Annotated in this window: 18 protein-coding genes; 7 read left to right on the top strand and 11 right to left on the bottom strand. The window is 59.6% G+C overall.

What is annotated here, in order from left to right; all coding sequences use genetic code 11:
- The 7 genes from AUR04nite_RS16785 to rpsP form a co-directional block, all read right to left on the bottom strand.
- Positions 1-1,806 (bottom strand): S1 family peptidase (locus AUR04nite_RS16785; protein ID WP_141367279.1); only part of this gene is annotated, 1,806 nt, incomplete at its 3' end.
- 499 nt (positions 1,807-2,305) lie between these two features.
- Positions 2,306-2,962, bottom strand: coding sequence for a signal peptidase I (gene lepB, locus AUR04nite_RS16790; RefSeq protein ID WP_141367281.1), 657 nt, complete (start codon positions 2,960-2,962; stop codon positions 2,306-2,308).
- 13 nt (positions 2,963-2,975) lie between these two features.
- Positions 2,976-3,335: a 50S ribosomal protein L19 gene (gene rplS, locus AUR04nite_RS16795; protein WP_141367283.1), complete on the bottom strand. Its 360-nt coding sequence runs from the start codon at positions 3,333-3,335 to the stop codon at positions 2,976-2,978.
- A gap of 257 nt (positions 3,336-3,592) precedes the next feature.
- The gene (gene trmD / locus AUR04nite_RS16800) at positions 3,593-4,432 is read right to left on the bottom strand and encodes a tRNA (guanosine(37)-N1)-methyltransferase TrmD (RefSeq protein WP_141367285.1); all 840 of its coding nucleotides are present in this window, start codon (positions 4,430-4,432) and stop codon (positions 3,593-3,595) included.
- Positions 4,432-4,959: a ribosome maturation factor RimM gene (gene rimM, locus AUR04nite_RS16805; RefSeq protein ID WP_141367287.1), complete on the bottom strand. Its 528-nt coding sequence runs from the start codon at positions 4,957-4,959 to the stop codon at positions 4,432-4,434. The genes trmD and rimM overlap by 1 nt, the downstream gene beginning before the upstream one ends.
- A gap of 121 nt (positions 4,960-5,080) precedes the next feature.
- Positions 5,081-5,323, bottom strand: coding sequence for an RNA-binding protein (locus AUR04nite_RS16810; protein ID WP_141367289.1), 243 nt, complete (start codon positions 5,321-5,323; stop codon positions 5,081-5,083).
- Positions 5,324-5,325: 2 nt separating this feature from the next.
- Complete coding sequence (gene rpsP / locus AUR04nite_RS16815; RefSeq protein ID WP_141367291.1) at positions 5,326-5,736, bottom strand: 30S ribosomal protein S16; 411 nt, start codon at positions 5,734-5,736, stop codon at positions 5,326-5,328.
- A gap of 252 nt (positions 5,737-5,988) precedes the next feature.
- Here rpsP and AUR04nite_RS16820 point away from each other — a divergent pair, with 252 nt between their 5' ends.
- Positions 5,989-6,618 (top strand): LysE family translocator, encoded by a 630-nt coding sequence (locus AUR04nite_RS16820; protein ID WP_141367293.1) that lies wholly within the window; start codon positions 5,989-5,991, stop codon positions 6,616-6,618.
- A gap of 26 nt (positions 6,619-6,644) precedes the next feature.
- Here the strand turns inward: AUR04nite_RS16820 and AUR04nite_RS16825 are convergent, their stop codons facing one another.
- Entirely contained in the window at positions 6,645-8,294 is a 1,650-nt protein-coding gene (locus AUR04nite_RS16825; RefSeq protein ID WP_141367295.1) for an HNH endonuclease signature motif containing protein, read from the bottom strand.
- A 39-nt stretch (positions 8,295-8,333) separates the two neighbouring features.
- On the bottom strand, positions 8,334-9,125 hold the full coding sequence (locus tag AUR04nite_RS16830; RefSeq protein WP_141367297.1) for a hypothetical protein: 792 nt from the start codon (positions 9,123-9,125) through the stop codon (positions 8,334-8,336).
- 240 nt (positions 9,126-9,365) lie between these two features.
- Here AUR04nite_RS16830 and efeU point away from each other — a divergent pair, with 240 nt between their 5' ends.
- From efeU to AUR04nite_RS16855, 5 genes are all read left to right on the top strand, one after another.
- On the top strand, positions 9,366-10,235 hold the full coding sequence (gene efeU / locus AUR04nite_RS16835; protein ID WP_141367299.1) for an iron uptake transporter permease EfeU: 870 nt from the start codon (positions 9,366-9,368) through the stop codon (positions 10,233-10,235).
- An 84-nt stretch (positions 10,236-10,319) separates the two neighbouring features.
- A complete protein-coding gene (gene efeO, locus AUR04nite_RS16840; RefSeq protein ID WP_141367301.1) occupies positions 10,320-11,477 on the top strand; it encodes an iron uptake system protein EfeO in 1,158 nt (385 codons plus the stop codon).
- A gap of 39 nt (positions 11,478-11,516) precedes the next feature.
- The gene (gene efeB, locus AUR04nite_RS16845) at positions 11,517-12,791 is read left to right on the top strand and encodes an iron uptake transporter deferrochelatase/peroxidase subunit (protein WP_141367303.1); all 1,275 of its coding nucleotides are present in this window, start codon (positions 11,517-11,519) and stop codon (positions 12,789-12,791) included.
- Between the two features lie 163 nt (positions 12,792-12,954).
- Positions 12,955-14,139: a thiolase family protein gene (locus tag AUR04nite_RS16850; RefSeq protein WP_141367305.1), complete on the top strand. Its 1,185-nt coding sequence runs from the start codon at positions 12,955-12,957 to the stop codon at positions 14,137-14,139.
- Positions 14,140-14,319: 180 nt separating this feature from the next.
- A complete protein-coding gene (locus tag AUR04nite_RS16855; RefSeq protein WP_141367307.1) occupies positions 14,320-16,128 on the top strand; it encodes a glycosyltransferase in 1,809 nt (602 codons plus the stop codon).
- Positions 16,129-16,202: 74 nt separating this feature from the next.
- Here AUR04nite_RS16855 and AUR04nite_RS16860 read toward each other — a convergent pair whose 3' ends face one another.
- Complete coding sequence (locus tag AUR04nite_RS16860) at positions 16,203-17,075, bottom strand: VOC family protein (RefSeq protein ID WP_141367309.1); 873 nt, start codon at positions 17,073-17,075, stop codon at positions 16,203-16,205.
- Between the two features lie 140 nt (positions 17,076-17,215).
- Positions 17,216-18,703, bottom strand: a complete 1,488-nt coding sequence (gene cls / locus AUR04nite_RS16865) for a cardiolipin synthase (RefSeq protein WP_246055583.1) — start codon at positions 18,701-18,703, stop codon at positions 17,216-17,218.
- Between the two features lie 373 nt (positions 18,704-19,076).
- Here cls and AUR04nite_RS16870 point away from each other — a divergent pair, with 373 nt between their 5' ends.
- Positions 19,077-20,789: an AMP-binding protein gene (locus tag AUR04nite_RS16870; protein ID WP_141367313.1), complete on the top strand. Its 1,713-nt coding sequence runs from the start codon at positions 19,077-19,079 to the stop codon at positions 20,787-20,789.
- Positions 20,790-20,791: the final 2 nt, after the last annotated feature.

Consider the following 20,791-nt stretch of genomic DNA (forward strand, 5'->3'; position numbering starts at 1 on the left):
TGCCGGAGCCTGAACTACGACGTTGCCTTCAGTCGTGTCCGAAACGTTGTAACCGTTGACAGCCTTCAGGGTGAAGTTGAACTGGCCTTCAGCCTTTGGTGCATTGAAGCTGAAGTTGCCCTTGGAGTCCACGTCAACGGTCTGAACAACCTTGCCGTCGACAATAACCTGAACCTTGGTGCCCTTTGGTGCGTCAGCTACGGAACCCTTCAACGATGCCTCGGACTCCACTTCGGTGCCATTAGCAGTGTTGGCCTTTGGCGCGCTGATGAAGAGCTTGACCGAGTAGTCCTTCACAACGGTCTTGTCCATCGCATCGGTCAATGAGGTGTACATGGCCAGGCCGCCGCCAAGTGCGCTGTTCACGCCTACGGCACGGCTTCCCACGAGTACTGCACCGCCGGAGTCGCCATGATCCAGCACAGAGTCACCCGGGTTGTCGGAGGTGTAGCCCCAAACGGTGCGGATGTCCTGGCTAGTCTCGTTGCCGTTGTCATCGTAGCCGCGTACAAAGAAGATGCCTTCTTCAGTGATGGTCGAGCACTGCCAACCGGTGGTGCGGCCAGAGTTGCAAGCCTCAGCACCCAGGGCCGCCTCGCCAACGGAGCGAACCTTGATGGTCTTGTCGCGCTCGTCCTGGCCCGAAGGCCACTGCGAGACTTCTGGATGCAGGTTCAGTGCTGGGTTGATCTCGTCGATGATAGCGATATCGGTGCCGGTTGGCTTGTCAGCCCAGTTTGGATCGTCTGGCGAGACGCCCTTATTGCCTGCCATGCCGAACTGGTTGAATCCAACCTTGCCCAAGAGGTTGCTGATGCTGCTTGGCTCATTGACTGCCGAATGTTCAAGAACTGCGGCAACCTTCTGACGGCCGTCATTGGTGCAGTGGCCTGCAGTTATGATCGCATCGTTGCCCGCTTTATCCCATGCGTTGAAGCCGATCGAGCAGATGCCGATCTGACCGGCGAAATTGCCATCCGGGGACAGTGCGTAACCCATACCATCATAGATATCGGTTTCTGCAGCAGGCTTAGCCTGACCATCGTGCTCGTTGTACTCGAAGACGACATTATCGGCAGCACCCTGAGCCTTAGCCTGCGCCTTGAACTGTTCCAGGGTGAGGTTCTTGCTTGCCGAAGGGCTGGCGGCGCGGAGGCTCGCCTTGCTGCTCTTCGTCGTGGCAGACTTTCCTGCGGTGACCTTGACTTGGCCACGTGCATCAACCGTGACCGAGGTCAGACGGGAGATTTCACTGGGAGCTAGGTTGGCCTGCAACTGCTTGAGCACACCGTCAATGGTGGTCATTTTCTCAATGCCGGTCACCAGAACGCCGGAGTCCACGACCTTAGCCGCATTTACCGACTTCTTGGCAGCTTCCGTCTTGGCCGCTACAGGCTTGACGCTTTCTGACTTCGCATCTTCAGCGATGACCTTATTGTCCTGCTGTGCGTCAGCTTCCGCAGGCTTATCAGAAGCCTTGGCTACGACCGAATTGTCCTTCGCATCTGCAGCAAGGCCTGCAATCAGCTCGTTAGCCTTGTCGAGGTTGGCATTTGCCACCTGGACTGAAATTTTGTCGTTCTTAATCGAAACGTTGCTGTCGATACCTGCTTCTTTCAGCGCCTTCTTCAGCGCGGAAGCTTTGTCGTTCAGCTTAGAGTCTTCAAGGTACTCGTCAACGCTCTTACCCAAGTCTTCTTCAATTGCGTTTGCCAGGCCGGTGGTATCCACCGCGCTGTCGCTGGCAGAAGAGTTCGAAGCCTGCGAATCTGCGGCGTTTACCTCCGGTGCCGCTGCTGCTGGCATAAAGCTACTGCCGACCACCAACGCGGTCGCTGCCGCAGCAACGAGACCACGCTGTGCAGTCTTTTTCTTCGGATTTGGCATAAAGCTTCTCCCAAAATTGTGGTGCGAATGCCCTCCACGGCCTAGGTGATGACGGCAAGGGTGGGGCTTAGTGTTGTTACCAAAATGAAACCTTATCGGGGTTTGCCATGTTTTTTCAAGCTCAATATCCATCGGAGATACTAAAGAAATATTGCATCTTGCCAAGTCAGAAACATCTAACACGATTGAGGTACGTCACTTTCAAACCTCATGAACCAGAGGTTTAAGATTCACATTATCTTACTATCGCCAAGTCAGAGTGAGGTAAGGTGTCCTGAATTACATCGAGCTTTGATACACCTTAAGGCTTTGAAAAGATGGATATTTTTTAATCCAACCGAACTTAAATATGACAGAAGCGCGGGATGGGGACTTCTCCCCATCCCGCGCTTCTATGACGAAGTTCTACAAGACGCGATTATTTGATGACAGCACGCTGGTCCAGTGGCCAAATAATATTTGTGGCCTTGCCGGCAACACGGTCTACGTTGATCATGCCCCCGCCGCTGGCTCCCAGAAGCGACCTAGAATCCTGAGAGACTGATCGATGATCCCCCATGACCCAAAGCCTATTTTCGGGAATTTCAACTGAAAACTCAATATCGCTTGGAGTATCGCCAGCATAGATATATTGCTCGGATGTCGGCTGGCCATTAATCTTGAGCTCACCACCAGAGCTGCAGCACTCAACGGTATCGCCTCCGACACCGATGACACGCTTAACGTAGGTGTGCGAACCGCCGGCGAAGTTCAGCATTCCCAGCAGGTCGTCGATCGACGTAGAGGACGAATACGGCAGGAAAGAACCTCGGCCATCAAAGACGATAACGTCTCCCCGTCTCGGAGTCACTCCTGCGGCAGAATCATAAGCTCGCCTGTCGACAGAGATGACCTGCCCAGGGTTCAGAGTTGACTGCATGGAGTCTGATTTGATGTTAAATACATCGACGAAAAAGGCGCGGATAACGATCACGGAGATCAACGCGCAAACGACAGCGAGAACGACAAAGCGCCAGACCCAGTAAAAGGCCCGGCGCTTGTCAGTTGCTGCCTCGGAGCGAGCAATCTGGTTCATGAATGAACGTAGATTACTTCTTGCCGCCGAAGTCGCGCTTCTCGCGGATGCGAGCAGCCTTGCCGTGACGATCGCGCATGTAGTACAGCTTTGCACGACGCACGTCGCCCTTGGACACAACCTCAATCTTTTCGATGATTGGGGAGTGAACTGGGAAGGTACGCTCGATACCGGTGCCGAAGGAAACCTTGCGGACGGTGAAGGTCTCGCCTACGCCGCGGCCCTGACGGCCGAGAACGTAACCCTGGAAGACCTGAACGCGGGAGTTCTTACCTTCGATGATGTTGACGTGCACCTTCAGGGTGTCGCCAGGACCGAAAGCAGGAACGTCGGAGCGCAGCGAGGCTGCGTCAACAGAGTCAAGAATATGCATTGTGCATCTCCTAGGATCAATGCCGCAGGTCACCGAATCCTCGTAGCGGGTTCATCGTGGCGCTTGCGCGTCGATCATCCCGGAACGTTGTACCACCGGTTGGCTTTAGCAACCGATGCGGCGGTTTTTTGATGTCCGTCATCCCCCTGCGGCAGGATTCGCACAAAACACACCAATAAACAATTTTGCCATAGATCACGGGTTGTTGCGACTGCTGGATGCATGTTTGCACCCAGCAGTCGCGTGATCTAGGACTCTTAGTCAGCCTTGCGGCCAGCCGCTGGCTTGTCCGTGCCGGCACCGGTGGCCCAGTCGAGCTGCGCCTTGGGGACAATCTTGCCCTCATGTACGGCGAAGCCGTTGTGCCACAGCGCGTCGCGGTCACGGCGGTTCAGAGCATCGACGTCCAGTTTCATAATCAGGTCCGGGCGGCGGGCAGCGGTGCGCTTGATCTGCTCATCGCGGCGATGGCGGGCTACTCGGTGGTGGTTGCCGCCCAGCAGGGTTTCTGGGACCTCGCGGCCGCGCCAGCTGGCAGGCTTGGTGTAGACAGGGTATTCAAGCAGCACATCTGAGTGTGATTCCTCCACCAGCGACTCAGGATTGCCGATGACGCCTGGGATCAGTCGGGCGATGGCCTCAACCATCACCATGACTGCCACTTCTCCCCCGTTCAGGACGTAGTCGCCGATGGAGACGGGGATGACGCGGAAGTTTTCCTGCGCATATTCAATGACGCGTTCGTCGATGCCTTCATAGCGGCCGCAGGCGAAGACCAGCTGGTCTTCTTCGGCCAGGTCATAGGCCATCTGCTGGTTGAATACAGCACCGGCCGGCGAGGGCACGATGAGCACAGGGCGCTTTTCTGCGTCGCTGTTCACCGAATCCAGGGCCTGACCCCAAGGCTCTGGCATCATCACCATGCCGGCGCCGCCGCCGTAGGGGGTGTCATCCACCTTGCGGTGCTTGTCGTTGGTGAAGTCGCGCAGGTTGATGACGTTCAGGTCAAGCAGCCCATCCTCGGCTGCCTTGCCGATCAGCGAAAGCTTCAGCGGTTCCAGGTACTGCGGGAAGATGGAGACGACATCCAGGCGCATTAGTTGCCTTCCTCTTCTTCCGAGTTCAATTCCAGCAGTCCTGCTGGCGGGGTGATGGTGATCGTGCCGGCTTCGGTGTCAATCTCGGGAACAAACTCGTCGACGAACGGCAGATAGATCTCCTCACCGCTGGTGTCTTCGAACACCAACAGATCCTGGGCCGGGTTGGTGCGCAGGGCCGTGACGACACCGACCTGCGTCCCGTCGTGCATGACTTTCAGCTCCAAGAGTTCATGCTCGTACCATTCGTCCGAGTCGTTGTCCGGAGCTTCATCGGAGTCGATTTCCAAGCGAGCTCCGCGCAGCGTCTCGGCGACATTGCGATCAGCGATTTCATCGAAGGACAGCAGCAGAATTGCCTTGTTCCAGCGGGCGTTCTTGATGGTCAGCGTGCTGACGGGGCCGCCAGTGACGTGCAGAACCTCGCCCTTGACGAAGCGCTCCTGGGGAGCATCGGTCAGAACCTGGACGGTGACTTCCCCACGGATGCCGTGGGGCTTGCCGATGCGGGCTACCTGCAGTCGCATAATCGCTTTTCCTTCGTGGTGCGTGTGCAAAGAAAGTGTGGGTGTGAAACACGAAAGGAGTTCCCGCCTGAAGACAAGCGGAAACTCCTTCCGTTTTTTGAAGCCAGAGCTTCTAAGTTGTTCAGCCTCGGCGTCGATCGGTGTCGATCACATCGACCCTGATCGGCTCCTTGGCCAACGCCGCCATCACGGTGCGCAGCGCCCGAGCGGTGCGACCCTGGCGACCGATCACACGACCGAGATCTTCAGGGTTAACACGGACTTCGAGCAAATCGCCGCGGCGGGTGGACTTCAGAGCAACCTGAACATCCTCCGGTTCCTCGACGACTCCGCGTACCAGGTGGTCTAGCGCGTCAACGAGCACTGTTACTCAGCCTCGGTAGCTTCGGCCTCTGCCTCTTCGGCAGCTGGCTTCTCAGCCTTCTTGGTGATTGCCTCTGGGAGGATCACCGAACCCTTTTCAGGAGCAACGAATGCTGGCTTAGGCTCGGCAACCTTGTAGGTGCCTTCCTGGCCGTCGATGCCCTTGAACTTCTGCCAGTCACCGGTGATCTTCAGCAGGTTGTGGACCTGCTCGGTTGGCTGAGCGCCAACAGACAGCCAGTACTGAGCACGCTCAGAATCGATCTCGATGATCGATGGGTTCTCGGTTGGGTGGTACTTACCGATCTCCTCGATGGCACGGCCATCGCGCTTAGCGCGGGAGTCCATAACAACAACGCGGTAGAAAGGTGCGCGCATCTTACCGAAGCGCTTCAGTCGAATCTTAACGGCCACTTTAGTGGTCACTCCTGTTTCTCAACATGGTCGAAGCAAGTGTTGTGCACCTGTGGGGCAGGCCTTACTAACTCACTTCTAAGGGACAGGATCCGATGCGGAGAGAGGGGCCGCAACAAATCGAGTACCCTGCAATTATGCCAGAGGTGCCAGCTGTGCACCAATTATTCTGCTCACGCGTTGCTTCCGGTCCGCATGAGGTTGGTCACGCTGCGCTTTTTGGCCTGGCGGTGCTCCTTTAAGCTTATGTTCATGACCGTCACCTCTGCGCTGCTCTCCTTCGCTGCCGTCGCCCTGCTGATGACATTGGTGCCTGGCGTGGATACGGCATTGATCTTGCGTTCGGCCGTGGTGCGCAGCAAATCGGACGCCTTTGTGGCAGCTCTGGGGATCTGTGCCGGCGTCTTCACCTGGGGCGCCGTGGCAGCCGCTGGAGCCTCGGCGGTTTTGGCTGCATCGCAGCTGGCTTACCAAATCCTGACATATCTAGGTGCGGCCTATTTGGTCTTCCTGGGCGGCCAGATGATTTACCGCTCCCTGCGCCACAAGGAGCTTGAGGCCGCTAAAGTCGATGTTCCCGCCAGTAAATGGAGGGCTTTTGGCACCGGGTTGGTCACCAACCTGTTAAACCCGAAGATTGGTGTCTTCTATATTGCAGTGATCCCCCAGTTCACCCCGGCTGACGTCAATGCCCTGTTGATGGGCGTTGGACTCGCTGCGGTACACGTGGTCTTGACGCTAATGTGGGCCATCGTATTGATTGCCGGCGCTTCGCTGGCGGGCAAGTGGCTGAGCACACCCCGTGCGGTGAGCTGGATGGACCGCATCACCGGCACCGTGCTCATTGGCTTCGGCGTCAAGGTGGCGCTGGCACGCCCTTAGGCGGCGCCGGAGGCCAGCCACTGCGCCTAAGCGTCGGCAAACAACTGGCTCCGCGCAGGGGTCTGCGAGGGATCGACGTGCTTGGGCAGCAGGATATGGGCCAAGCCATTGATTTTGACCAGGGTCAGCAGCCCGGCATGGATGGCCAGATGGTGTCTTCGGCACAGGCAGGATGCATTGCGGATGCTCGTCGGCCCGCCCCTGGACCACCAGTCGTCGTGGTGGTATTCAATCATCTCCGGTGGCGCGGTGCAGCCAGGGACGATACAGCCCCTGTCTCTGGCGAACGCCGCCTTCTTGATGGCATCCGAGAAGAATCGTTGGCTTCTGCCAAGATCCAGCGGCTGGCCGTCGGGGCCGAAGACCACGCGGTACAGCTCGCCTTGGCAGATCAGCTTTCCGGTAGTCGCGGCATCGAGCTTTGCACCAGTCGCGGTCGTGCCAATGAGATGTTCGGGGTCTTTCAGATCGGAGAGCTGGTCGGCGCGCAGATGAATGGCCACCTGTGGTGCGATCGTCTTGCCCTGGTCCGTCGTCTTGCGGTTCAAGGCGGCCAATAGTGCATTGAGCCGACGCTGGGCTGGGCTCACGTCGCCATCGCCGGCAAGACCAGCGTCGACGAATAATGCCGGATCAACAAAGTTTTGATTTTGTTGCGCACCGGCAGACAAGCCCCCTTCATTGATGGACTCAGCATCGATGCCAGACCATTCTGGTGCCGGCTGATCGCTGGTGAAGGGGTCCGGGCCGGGTTTGCCGCCGCTGCCGGCGCGGGCAGCCTTTCCGGCTTCAGTGCGCGGGTTGTCTGCCTGGTTGCTCAGCGAATGCATCATTTCCGCCTGCTCGCCGTCGGCAAGAATTTCCCAGCGTTCAGCGGTGCCCCGCTTTCCGCGGAAGAACATGCCGGTGGGCGTCGGTTCGCACTCCCGGTGTTTGTCGCGGTAGTCGTTGATGAGCGCACAGACGCGCTTCTCGCTGACGGTGCGGTTGGGGTCCCGCAAAGCTGCAGCGACGTGGGATTCGAGCAGGGCCCCGTCCGGCGCCGCGGCGCTTGCGGGCAGCGGCAGGCCGTCATGGGCGGTATCTGCCGGCTCGAACTTTTCCAGGGCCCTTGCCGCGGCGATGACGCGCTTGGGCTCCACCTCCGCGGCCTGCATAAAGAGCTGGGCCAGCTCGCTGTGGCGGGCGGGGATTTCCCTGCCATCGGCATGGCGGCGGGCGATGACAAGGTGCGCGTTGGCCAGCCGCGTGGCCGCCTCATGATAATTCAGCCCGAGCCAAGAAGACGCGAAGTCGACAGTGTTCTGATAGTGTGCCCGGCCGCTGATCAGCTGGGGCGCCCGCGCTAGGTCCAGCTGCTCAGCCGGGGCGGCCCGCCACTGGCGCAAGGCCGTGAGCTCGACATCGTCAAGCAGGTGGGCTGCAGTGGATTCGAGGCGGATCATGGTGTGCAGCTGTTCGCGCTGGGTGTAGCGGGACAGGTCTTCAATGAGTGCGCCGTGGCAGGCGGCGATGCGCGGATCTTCAAAGGTGCGCAGGCGTTCAGAAAGATTCACCAGCAGCGCGCAGCATGACGCCATCAGCGACAGCAGCACGGCGGCAGCGCCGCGCGGGATGCCTTCCGCGGTGGCTTCGCGCAGGACCTGAAGTGCTGCGGCTAGCTGGTGAATCTTCATAACCCCAGCCTGCGCGCGCCAGCTGCCGTGCGGTGCCAACTAGGCGCGAGGTGTGGACAAGTGCCCTGCGGATTGTCGGCGACGGCCCAAGAGGCATCCGAGCAGCACGAAAAGGCCAGCGGCCAGCGTGGAGAAGGCGACTATCGCTTCAGAGCCGGCAGTCGTGTCATAGGAGGTATCGCCGGCCAGCAGCGGCGCAATGAGAAAACTTGCCACGAGATACCCCGGGAGGGTGCTGCCCACGGTGAAACACATGGCGATGCCGGCCCACACATTTCTGGTGAGTGCAATGATGCTTAGCACCAGCAGGGCCGAGGCTGAAGCGGCAAGGATATACAGCCCGGCGGGTTCGACCAGCAGGAAGATGCCGGCCGCGGTTCCGGCGAGGCCGATGCGCAGTGCGTGGTAGCCGATGAGCGCCGGCCCAGCGGCGGCGAGAAAGCCCAAGAGAAAGCCAACCAGCAGTTCTGCCCGCCGTAGAGAGTCACCGGTTCCCGGCATCGAGCGGTGCAGACTCGCGGCCAGCAGGACGATCACTGCGGCTTGGAGCAGCATGCCGATTCCGAAGGGCAGGCTGGTGCCCGGAATCATCGCAAAGGGTTCGCTGGCCAAGAAATAGTCGTAGACGCCGTCTTGAGCCATCGGCGCACTTCCGCCTAGGCCTTCGGGATGGATCAGCCAGCGAGACGCGGCGGCGGCAAGCTGAAGGATGGCGCTGAGCAGCAAGAGCCCCGCCGCCGCCAGCATGAACCTTTGGCGGCTGGGCCGAATGGCCGAAAAACTACTTGTTGAAGCGGCGCGCCGGGGCGGAGCCGCGTTCAGTTCGCTCATGAGGCACACACTAGCAGCAGATTTGGCGAAAATGACTTGAGGTTAAGCCAATTCCCATGCCTAACGCGCTTGACTGAAAAATGAGAAAGCGAAGGTGGCCTGATCGTTTTTATGATGCAGTTGTTTAGGCTAACCTTAGACTGATCGTTGCGCGCTGCACGCCCTCTGCGTGGGTGCCGGCGGTCACCCGCGATCGAAAACTACCCTTCGCGGGCGTGTCATAGCGGAAAGCGCCTGAAGATGATCGGAAACTACCTGATCGGGTTGCGCGAGGGACTGGAAGCGGTCCTGATCGTCGTCCTGTTGATTGCCTATTTGAGCAAGACGAACCGTCGTCATTTGATCCCTCGGGTGCTTGCCGGCGTGGGATTCGCTGTGGCCGTATCACTGGGCTTCGGAGCGCTGCTGACCTTCGGCCCGCGCGGGCTGACCTTCCAGGCGCAGGAAATCATCGGCGGATCGCTTTCGATCCTGGCCGCCGGCCTGGTGACCTGGATGATCTTCTGGATGGCCAAGACTTCCAAGACAATGAACCAAGACCTGAAGGACCAGGTGGACCACGCCGCCGGCTCGGCCTGGGGGCTGGTGGTCGTCGGCGCCCTGTCGGTGGGACGCGAGGGCCTGGAAACCGCGCTGTTCATCTGGGCCGCGGCGCGCACCAGCGGCGAGACCTGGCAGCCTCTGCTGGGCGCCGGGCTGGGCATCGCCACCGCGATCGTGCTGGGCGTGCTGCTCAGCCGCGGCATCGTGAAGATCCAGCTGTCCAAGTTCTTCTCCTACACCGGCGTGCTGCTGGTGATCGTGGCCGCCGGCGTGCTGGCCTATGGCGTGCACGACCTGCAGGAAGCAGCCATCCTGCCGGGCATCAACAACCTGGCCTTCGACCTCAGCGCCCAGCTGCCGCCGTCGGGCATTGCAGCCACCCTGCTGCAGGGCATTTTCAACTTCACCCCAGCCATGACCGTGCTGCAGGTGACCGCCTGGGCGCTGTACATCGTGCCGGTAATGTTCTTCTACCTGCGCGCCATCCGCTCCGGCTCCAAGCCGGCGCCGAAGAACAGCGCCGCTCCCCAGGCGAAGAACCCTGAGCTGGGCAAAACCAGCGCCTGACTCCCCCATTTTTCAGGCCGCCGCGGCGTTGTTGCGGCGGCCGGCATCATCGATCCATAAAACTACCTCGCAAGGACCTATTGAATGAAGAAGCTGCTCGCCCCAGCCGCCCTGCTGGCCATCGGCGCCCTGTCGCTGACCGGATGCACCGATAACACCGCATCCGCCGACGCCGCAGGCGACGGGGCCATCACCGTCAACGCCAGCGACGACGCCTGCACCGTGTCCACGAATACGGCCCCGGGCGGCACCTTGAAGTTCAACGTCAAGAACGAAGGCAGCAAGGTCACCGAGTTTTACCTGCTGGCCGAGGACGGCCTGCGCATCGTGGGCGAAGTGGAGAACATCGGCCCGGGCGTCTCCCGCGACCTGGTGGTCATCGCCCCCGAGGGCAAGTACTTCGCCGCCTGCAAGCCTGGCATGGTGGGCGACGGCATCCGCTCGGAATTCACCGTCACCGCCGCCAAGGACGGTGCTGCAGTTTCGGCAGACCGTGCAGCCCTGCAGAAGACCGCCGTTGACCAGTACGCGGCCTATGTGAAGGACCAGTCTGAACAGCTGCTGCGCGGCACCAAGGAATTCGCCGCCGCCTTCGCCGCCGGCGATGAGGCCAAGGCCAAGAAGCTCTACCCCGAGGTGCGCATGCACTGGGAGCGCATCGAGCCGGTGGCTGAGTCCTTCGGCGACCTGGACCCGATCCTCGACGCCCGCGAGGCAGACCTTGAAAAGGGCGATGAGTTCACTGGATGGCACCGCGCCGAAAAGGACCTCTGGGCTCCCGAGGGCTACAAGAAGATGAGCCAGAAGGAGCGCCAGGAGATCGCCGACGGCATGGTGGAGAACACCGAAGAGCTGAACACCCGCGCGCAGAAGCTTGAATTCACCCCGGACAAGCTGGCCAACGGCGCCAAGGAGCTGCTGGACGAGGTGGCCACCGGCAAGGTGACCGGCGAAGAGGAGACCTTCTCCCACACCGACCTGTGGGACTTCCAGGCCAACCTCGAGGGCGCCAAGATCGCCTACGAGGACCTGGCCCCGCTGCTGGACGGCACCGAGGACGAGCTGAACAAGCAGCTGAAGGAGAACTTCGCCTCGCTGCAGAAGCAGCTGGATGCCTACCGGGTGGGCGAGGGCTTCAAGTTCTACAATGAACTGTCCAAGGACGAAGTCCAGGAGCTGGCCGCCGGGGTGGATGCGCTGTCCGAGCCGCTCTCCCGCCTGACCGCGGCAGTGGTCAAGTAAGCACAACAGCACGAACGCACAGAAGTAGGCACGAAGCCCATGGCTGAAAAATCATCCCCCGTATTCTCCCGGCGCCTGCTGCTTTCCAGCGCAGGCGCCGGCGGGGCCGGCTTGGCCGTGGGCGCCTTGGCCCATGCGGCCTTCGGCAGCCAGCTGGAGCCCGCAGCGAAGAAAGTCGCGGATGTGGTGGACTGCCATGGCCAGCACCAGGCGGGTATCACCACCGCGGCCCAGGACCGGATGCACATCGTCGGCTTCGACGTAGTCACCGAGGACCGGGCCAAGCTGGTCGCGATGCTCAAGGAGTGGACCGCGGCCATCGAGGCGATGACCCAGGGCAAGGAAGTGGGCGAAGGCGGCGCCGCCTCCGGCTCCTACGACGCTCCCCCTACGGATACCGGCGAAGCGGTGGGCCTGAGCGCCGCCAACTTGACGGTGACCATCGGCTTTGGGCGCAGCCTCTTCACCGACGGCAAGAAGTCCCGCTTTGGGCTGGAAGGCAAGCTGCCCGAGGCCCTGATCGAACTGCCGCACTTCTCCGGGGACATGGTGGAAGAGGAGCGCAGCCACGGCGACATCGTCGTCCAGGCCTGCGCCAACGACCCTCAGGTGGCGGTGCACGCGATCCGCAACCTTTCGCGGATCGGCTTCGGCACGGTGCGGGTACGCTGGAGCCAGATCGGCTTCGGCCGCACCTCGAAGACCACCAGCGACCAGCAGACCCCGCGCAACCTCTTCGGCTTCAAGGACGGCACGGCGAACATCCTGGCCGACGACGCCGAGGCCCTGGACAAGCATGTCTGGGTGGGCGAGGGTGCCACGGATCAGCCGTGGATGGTCGGCGGAACCTATATGGTGGCCCGCCGCATCCGCATGCAGATCGAGGTCTGGGACCGGGCGGCGCTGCGCGAGCAGGAGAACGTGGTGGGCCGCATCAAGTCCACCGGCGCGCCCCTGTCCGGCGGAGAAGAGTTCACCGCCCCGGATTTGGCGATGGCCGGGTCCAACGGGCCGATCATCCCCGCGGATTCGCATGTGGCCATGCTGCACCCCTCCAAGCACAATGGGGTGCAGATGCTGCGCCGCGGCTTCAACTACACCGACGGCTCCGATGGGCTGGGCCGGCTGGATGCCGGGCTGTTCTTCATCGCCTTCGTCGTGGATGCCCGCACGCACTTCGTCCCGCTGCAGAAGGCCATGAGCGCCAATGACGCCATGAACGAATACCTGCGCCACACTTCCTCGGGCCTCTACGCGGTGCCGCCGGGAATCACCCAGGGCCAGTATCTGGGCCAGCAGCTCTTCGAAAGCTAGTATCCGCCTGCCTCCCTGCCCGGGGAGGCAGGCGTTTTCTTCTCTCGGCTCAAGTTCGCGCCATCCGGCGAACACTGGCCTCCGGCGAGCGCGCATGCATAGACTGAAGCCCATCGGGTACTGCCACCGGCTGCGGTGTGCGGGGAATGAAAGGCTGCAACTCATGGTCAATGGCGCGGGCAAGGACAAGGTCACCATCATCGCCGGTGCGCGGACAGCGGTGGGACGGTTCGACGGGATCTACCGGGATCTGTCCACGGCGGACTTGGGCGCCGCCGCTGCGGCTGTGGCTCTGGAGCGCAGCAAGATCCCCGGCGAGATGGTCGACGAGGTGATCATGGGCTGCATCGGGCAGGTCGGACCGGAATCCTACAATGCCCGGCGGGTTGCCCTGGGCGCTGGCCTTGACCAGTCGACGACGGCAATGAACGTGAACAGGTTGTGCGGCAGCGGGCTGCAGGCATTGTTCAGCGCGGCTCAGGCGCTGTCCTTCGGCGCCGCCGAGGTGGTGCTGGCCGGCGGAAACGAGTCGATGACCAATATGCCGTACCTTGACTATTCGGCTGGCTCCCGGCGGAGCCTGGGGCACAAGAAGCTGCTGAACGGCACCTTGGCGATGCTCACCGATCCCTTCAGCAATTCGCATATGGGTACGACCGCTGACAATGTTTCGGCAAAGTACAAGGTGTCCCGTGCGGACCAGGACGAATTTGCGCTGCGCTCCCAGCGCCTGGCCGGCCTGGAGTCCAGCAGGCAGGCTTTTGCGCAGGAGATCATCCCCACGAGCTTGGCCGGCGCCGAGGGGCAGGACCGGGATGAACATCCGCGCACCGGGGTCACGTTTGAGTCATTGGCCGCGCTCAGGCCTGTCTTCAGCTCGAACGGCACTGCAACCGCAGGCAATTCCTCGGGCGTCAACGACGGCGCAGCGGCGCTGCTCTTGGCCAAGCAGTCATTTGTGGATGCGCACGGACTCGGGGCGCTGGCGACACTGGAGCAAGTGGTGGTCACCGCGATGGATCCGTCGCTGATGGGGTACGCACCGACCTATGCACTGCGTAAGCTCTTCGACCAGACCGGTCTGACGCCGAACGACATCGACATCTTCGAACTCAACGAGGCATTCGCCGCCCAGGCGCTGGCCGTCATCCGGGACAGCGGCTTGGATCCGGAGCGGGTCAATCCCTATGGCGGTGCCATTGCGCTGGGCCATCCGGTGGGTGCCACCGGCGCGATCCTCGCCTTGCGCGCGGCGCTTGCTTTGCACCGCCGGGATCAGACCTTCGCTGTGGTGACCTTGTGCATCGGCGGCGGACAGGCGATTGCCGCGTTGCTCAAACGGGTTTAGGACCAGACCGGCGAGTACGCTGATGCACTAGGAATTGCTGGGTTGAACATACCCATGGGATCTTGATGGAACTGTAATCTCCTCTCCATGCGAGTCAAACTGGATTCCCAGAGATTTCGCGTAGCGTTGCTTCTGCAGCGTTCATTGACCTGCCGCATCTAAGACAAGGAATTGCCTAAAGTGTTGCAAGAATCCACGCCGCTTGACGCCTATATGATTACGTGGGCTGTCGAACGCGAATTTGGCGGAATGACTACTGTTTGCCTGCAGCGTGCTGCAGCATTTGCCGAGCGCTACGGACACGCGTCGGTGGTGACTTTTAATCCGAACCCTGATTACCCAACTCTCATCCAGGAGCTAAGACGGCGCGGAAAACTCGCCGCTTCGGTTCGGCACGTCAATTTGTATGAACACCTGGCAGAGCATCAGCTGCACCAGCTCGATGCAATGCCAGAGCGTCAGTTTTCGCCGCAATTTCAAGACTTTACTGTGCAATCGCAACAGTATTACGCCGATGCCCCTGACTCGTTGTTCAGCCAGAAATTCGTGGCGGGACCGAAGCAGGAAGTCTCCCAAATCAGGTATTACAGAACAGACGGTACACCTTATCTAGTTGATACACGTTTTCCCGCCGAAGAGCGCAACCGTAGGCTCATGGAAGTATTCGACCGCTCTGGACAAATCACAGCTAGGTTCTTCAGTTCACCGTCAATGTACCGCCACTGGCTCTCCGCGCTAGTTGACCACGAGGATGCAGTTGCAGTCGTGGACAGCAAATACACGGCGCTGCACCTGAACACTTGGAAAACGACGTATGTGCCGAAGCTCTATGCATTCCACAGTGCGCATCTTACTGCAGGGGAAGACTTGCTTACCGGCAAGCTCTCTGAAGCCCACGCTCTGATCATTGACCAGCGATCAAATTGGGACGGGTTCGTTTTCTTGACCCAGGCCCAACGCAAAGCCTATGTGGAACGCTTCGATGAAAGCGCCAAAACTTTCGTAATACCCAATCCAATAAAGAACGCTCGCGTCGCTCCTCCACTTCCAGAACGAAAGGCGCAGGATCTGATTGTGGCAGGTTCGCTGACCGCCAATAAGAACGTTCAAGCACCGGTTCGCGTGGTTGCCGAGCTGAAGGCCAGAGGCCTTGAACCCGTTCTCCACATTGTCGGAAAGGGATCTCAGCAAAAAGCCCTTGAAGAACTAGCCGCAGAGCTCGGTGTTGGAAGCGACGTTATTTTCCACGGCTATTCTGATCAGCTGCCGCGGCATTTTGCATCGAGCACGGTGCAGCTATTTGCTTCAAAAAGTGAGGGTCAGGCCCTAGTGCTGCTCGAAGCCCAGCTTCAGGGATGCATCCCTGTGTCCTTCAATGTAAATTTCGGGCCGGCGGACACCATTACCGACGGCGTCAATGGCTACTTGATTGAATCCGGAGACATTATGAGGATGGCCGACCGCGTGGAGCACCTTATGCGCAATCCTACGGCCGCCGCTGAAATGTCAGAGAACTGCCGTGCATCGGCATCCAGCTATGTATCGCGCGACATCGTCGCTTTATGGAGAGACGCAATGATTTTCACTTCACGATTCAAACGCGGCCATCGGCCGAAGGCGGCACCGATTCCTGAATTTCAGGCGAAGCTTCAAGGAATGGAGTTCCTTGAGGACGGTCGCCTCAAGCTGCGGGTGGAACACGGCTGCGAACTGCCAGAGGGCGGCGTCTACGATTTGGTGGTCGTCGGACGTGATTCCAAAAAGCTGGTTGCTGAGGTGACTGCCGAAGATTCCTCCGCCACGCATGTCAGCTTTATCGTTGACCAGTCAATGCTGGCTGCCACTAAGGTACCCGATTCAGTCACCGACGTGAATCTGCGGTGCGTCCTTGGCTCGGAGAGCAAAATGAGGCGGCTTGGCACTCCCGCTGCCGATACACTGCCTTATCTGACGGCCCACAATAATTTATCGTTCAAACGATCCGTCTAGCAGCTAGCTGGTCACTCGAAGCGAAAGGTCTGGGGATGCTCTGTTAGCGTCCCCAGACCTTTTTAGTTCCGGCTTTAGCCCACGGCAACGCGCAGTTGGTTATTCCATGGATCCTTGAAGCGCAGTTCCTGGCCGGTGTGGTGGTTCTGAATCTTTGCAAAATTCAGCCGTTCGACGAGCTTGCCGATTTCGTCCTGCGTGGGCACTGTAATCAGAACTTCACCAAGTCCTAGCGTGTCCTTGCGCGGCCCAGCACCACGCGAGTTCCAGACGTTCATCGCCATATGGTGGTGGTAGCCTCCAGCTGAAATGAACAACGCCTGGTCGCCAAGCAATGCAGTCTGGTCGAATCCGAGAATGTCGACGTAGAACTTGGCGGCAGTGTGCACGTCGCCTACCTGTAGATGCACGTGACCCACTTCGGCGCCGGCTGACTGCTGTCGTGCCACAGATTCTTCGCTCAGGTGAGTGCTCAAGAACTTGTTGGGATCAAGGTAGATGGTATCCATGGCAACCTGGCCCTTGTCAGTCCAGTTCCATTTCAGACGGGGCCGGTCCCAGTACAGTTCAATGCCATTGCCTTCTGGGTCCGAGAAGTAGAACGCTTCAGATACGAGATGGTCCGAGCTCCCGGCAAAGAGGCTCTGGTCATACTGGGCGGCGCTCAGTACCGTGGCAGCCAAGTCTGCTTGCGTTTCAAATAGCAGCGCCGTGTGGAAGAGCCCGGCTTCCCCTCGTGATGGCAGTTGCAGTCCTGGAGCAGTGCTGAGGTTGATCAGTTCCTGAGTTCCACGCCCTAGGACGGTGCCGGCAGCTGACTCTGACAGAACTGTCAGCCCCAGCGCTTTTTGGTAGTACTGGCTCATCAGTGGCATGTTGCCGACCTTGAGCTGGACGGTATTCATATGAGTTTCAGCGGCCAGCTTGTCCGCAGTGTGCAGCGACATCGTTCCATCACTCCCCTAGGCGTGTATCTTTACGCTCAATACTACGCAGTTTTAGTTGATGCTTCAAGTAAATGTGTCGAGAAATAAGTTCGGCCCGCCTGGATAACAGGCGGGGTCGACAGTTAGCAGATAGGGAGGAACTACTGCAGCCCTGAAGTCAGACGGGCAAGTGCGTCCAAGATCTTCCCCTTCAGCGGACGAGACTTCCACTGTTCCGGATCGATCGGCTTGCTAATGGATCGATACGCGTCCTCGACTTGGCGCATCTGATCAACAAATTCGCGGCCCCGCACCAGCATGGATACTTCCATGTTCAGGCTGAATGACCTGATATCCATGTTGCTTGATCCGATTACTGCAATTTCATCGTCAATCGAGAAATGCTTTGAATGCAGAACAGTGGGCTCCGGGTACTGATAGATCATTACCCCTGCATCCAGCAGCGCCTCATAGTACGAACGCTGCGCGTGGTAGACCATGGCCTGGTCTGCTACCTCGGAGACGAACAGTTCCACTTCTAGGCCCCGCGAAGCAGCGGTGATGATTGCCTGAAGCGTAGCCTCATCAGGAACAAAGTACGGGCTGGTAATACTCACGCGGTGGCGGGCGTTGTGAATCAACGCCACGAAGAGCTTGAGGTTATTGTCATTCTCAAAGCTAGGGCCACTGGGGATCACCTGGGCATCCAGCCCGAAGACTGTGCGAGGATCATACTGTTCCGCCGGCAGGCGTTCGGCAATGGGGGTCAGCGCCTGGTAAGCGTCATCATGTGGGATTTCGTCAGTCTCGCTGTACCAGTCGGTCAAGAACACTGCATCCAGCTCCGCGACAATTGAACCCTCAAGGCGCACCATGAGCTCTTTCCAATGCAGGCCGCGCTTAATATTGCCCGGCTTGAGGTAGGTCGAGTCGATCAAGTTCTGCGAACCCATGAACCCGATTTTCCCATCGACCACCAGTAGCTTTCTGTGGTTGCGCAGATCCGGGCGCTGCCACTGACCCTTCCACGGCTTCAGTGGGAGCATGTGGTGCCAATCAGCTCCCATGTCGTCCAGTGCGTCCATGGTTTCCCTGCGGTTGGGAAGACGCAGTGTTGCCACATGGTCGAAGAGGACTCGAACCGCCACGCCGCGCTGCACAGCGCGGGCCAACGCATCGAAAAAGGGAGCGGTGGTCTGATCCTTGACGAAGATATAGAACTCGATATGAACGAAGTTCTCTGCCTTGTCTATCTCCTCGACCATGGTTTCCAACGATTCTTCGTACCCCTGGATCAAGTAGGCCGAGTTGCTATGCACCATGGGCAGCGCTCCAAGCTTGTCGTTCATCGCGACTACAGGCTTGAGCCATTCGGGCTCGTCCACCTTGGATTTGTAGACTTCAAGCCCCGATGTGTTGTGCATGAAGTCATTGACCGCTTTCTGCTTGTCGCGGCGCTTACGCGGAAGGCGGCCAAAGCCGATCAGCAGGAAGGCCATAAAGCCCACGTATGGGATAAGGACAATAGCCATGATCCATGCAATGGCCGTGGACGGTTTGCGTCGCAGAGAAATTGCAACTGTGGCGGCAAGCCCGATGATGATCTGCAGGCCGATTAAGACCCAGCTCCAAATTTCTGTTGCGCTCACTATTGATCCTCCGCATGGTCGAGCCGGGGCAAAACGATAATGTCCTGCGGATAAATCTACCTAACCGCTGCACGCATTTGCCGCCATTGGTCTGCAGTCGGCCACCACCAAGGTCTTGATCCACAACCCCCGAAGCCATTCAACCGCTTCCAGGCACCCCCATTAACGCCTTCGTTTCCACGGCCAGCAGCAAGCGCACAAGCAACAAAAGTTCTCCGGTCAGCACTCCGCCCATCGGAAGCAACAAGAACATGCGGTGCCCCAGAGCACTGGGTCTGCACAAGTCAGTGAAGTATATTGAAGCTATCCGCGTAGATGAGACTGCGATCACAAACTCGGTCAGTCAAGGTGACCGGGCACGGGAAGGACAAACATGAACAATACCGAGAAGTTCCGTGCAGCTCGTGATGTATTGCTGAAATTCCGAGAAGACTACAGCAGCGCCCGCAAGGAATTCAGCTGGCCACTCTTCGATAACTTTAATTTCGCCTACGACTGGTTCGATGCGATCGCCGCAGATCCACAGCGCGCAGATACTCCAGCATTGATTCTCACCGAACCAGATGGAACTTCCGCCCGCTACACTTGGGCGCAGCTTTCAGCACGTTCAACTCAAGTGGCGCGCTGGCTTTCGGACAACGGCCTGAAGCGCGGCGACGGCATGATCGTGATGCTGGGCAATGAAATTGCCCTGTGGGAAGTCATGCTTGCCGGCATGAAGCTCGGTGCGGTGATCATCCCGTCGACTACGCAGCTCACCAGCGCTGATCTCAGCGATAGGATCACCCGAGGCAAGGCTCGATGGGTCATCACCAGCTCGGAACAGGTAGCCAAGTTCGAGCAAGTCCCCGGCGAGTACACCATTGTGCAGGTCGGCGGACAAGCCGCCGATGGCGTGCTCAGCTTTGAAGACTCCCGCACTGCAGAAATCAGCTTCAGCCTCGACACGCCTACAGCAGCAGATGAAACCATGCTGCTCTATTTCACCTCGGGCACCACGTCTAAGGCCAAGCTGGTGCAGCACAGCCACACCTCTTATCCGGTGGGGCATCTAGCCACGATGTATTGGATTGGCCTGGAGCCCGGAGACGTGCACTTGAACATCGCATCTCCGGGATGGGGCAAGCATGCCTGGTCGAACTTCTTCGGCCCGTGGATTGCCGAGGCCACCGTGTTCGTCTACAACTACGAGCGCTTCGACGCGGTGGCGCTGATGAACCAGATGGATCTGGAGCATGTCACCAGCTTCTGTGCCCCGCCCACTGTATGGCGATACCTGATCCAAGCTGATCTGGGCGCATTGAAGACTCCCCCGCACAAGCTCGTATCAGCCGGCGAACCGTTGAATGCCGAAGTCATCTCCCAGGTGCGCAGCGCGTGGGGGCAGGTCATCCGCGACGGCTATGGGCAAACCGAAACCACCGCGCAGATCGGCAACCCTCCCGGCGAGGAAATCAAGGTCGGCGCCATGGGCAAGCCGCTGCCCGGCTACGAGTTGGAACTGCGCAACCCGAGCACCGGGCAGGTGGCAGAAGTAGGCGAAATCTGCCTGCGCCTAGACCCTGCTCCAGTGGGCCTGATGAAGGGCTACTTCGAGGACCAGGCGAAAACGGATGAAGCCATGCGCGACGGCGTTTACCACACCGGCGACATCGCCCAGCGAGATGAGGAAGGCGTGCTGACCTATGTAGGCAGGGCGGATGACGTCTTCAAGTCCAGCGACTACCGCCTGAGCCCCTTCGAGCTCGAATCGGTGGTCATGGAGCACCCTGCCGTCGCAGAAGTGGCAGTGGTCCCCTCTCCGGATCCACTCAAGCTTTCGGTGCCCAAGGCCTTCGTGGTGCTGGCTCCCGGCTTTGAGGCTGGCGAAGAAGTCGCCGAAAGCATCCTGAAGTACAGCCGCGAGCATCTAGCGCCGTACAAGCGCATCCGCCGGCTGGAGTTCACCGAGCTGCCCAAAACGATCTCCGGCAAGATCCGCCGGGTCGAGCTGCGCCTAGCCGAAGGCGAGCAGCATGCGAAGGGCCAGGTGCCGCCGCGGGAATACCGCGACACCGATTTCCCCCGCCTGAAGTCAGAGGGCTAGCG

Origin of the sequence: Glutamicibacter uratoxydans (assembly GCF_006539925.1) — a bacterium.
GTDB classification, from domain to species: Bacteria; Actinomycetota; Actinomycetes; order Actinomycetales; family Micrococcaceae; genus Glutamicibacter; species Glutamicibacter uratoxydans.

What these genes read in the sequence shown, in the direction of transcription:
- lepB (WP_141367281.1), bottom strand. Translation starts at nt 2,962, where the DNA reads ATGAACCAGATTGCTCGCTCCGAGGCAGCAACTGACAAGCGCCGGGCC.
- rplS (WP_141367283.1), bottom strand. Translation starts at nt 3,335, where the DNA reads ATGCATATTCTTGACTCTGTTGACGCAGCCTCGCTGCGCTCCGACGTT.
- trmD (WP_141367285.1), bottom strand. Translation starts at nt 4,432, where the DNA reads ATGCGCCTGGATGTCGTCTCCATCTTCCCGCAGTACCTGGAACCGCTG.
- rimM (WP_141367287.1), bottom strand. Translation starts at nt 4,959, where the DNA reads ATGCGACTGCAGGTAGCCCGCATCGGCAAGCCCCACGGCATCCGTGGG.
- AUR04nite_RS16820 (WP_141367293.1), top strand. Translation starts at nt 5,989, where the DNA reads ATGACCGTCACCTCTGCGCTGCTCTCCTTCGCTGCCGTCGCCCTGCTG.
- AUR04nite_RS16825 (WP_141367295.1), bottom strand. Translation starts at nt 8,294, where the DNA reads ATGAAGATTCACCAGCTAGCCGCAGCACTTCAGGTCCTGCGCGAAGCC.
- AUR04nite_RS16830 (WP_141367297.1), bottom strand. Translation starts at nt 9,125, where the DNA reads ATGAGCGAACTGAACGCGGCTCCGCCCCGGCGCGCCGCTTCAACAAGT.
- efeU (WP_141367299.1), top strand. Translation starts at nt 9,366, where the DNA reads ATGATCGGAAACTACCTGATCGGGTTGCGCGAGGGACTGGAAGCGGTC.
- efeO (WP_141367301.1), top strand. Translation starts at nt 10,320, where the DNA reads ATGAAGAAGCTGCTCGCCCCAGCCGCCCTGCTGGCCATCGGCGCCCTG.
- efeB (WP_141367303.1), top strand. Translation starts at nt 11,517, where the DNA reads ATGGCTGAAAAATCATCCCCCGTATTCTCCCGGCGCCTGCTGCTTTCC.
- AUR04nite_RS16850 (WP_141367305.1), top strand. Translation starts at nt 12,955, where the DNA reads ATGGTCAATGGCGCGGGCAAGGACAAGGTCACCATCATCGCCGGTGCG.
- AUR04nite_RS16860 (WP_141367309.1), bottom strand. Translation starts at nt 17,075, where the DNA reads ATGTCGCTGCACACTGCGGACAAGCTGGCCGCTGAAACTCATATGAAT.
- AUR04nite_RS16870 (WP_141367313.1), top strand. Translation starts at nt 19,077, where the DNA reads ATGAACAATACCGAGAAGTTCCGTGCAGCTCGTGATGTATTGCTGAAA.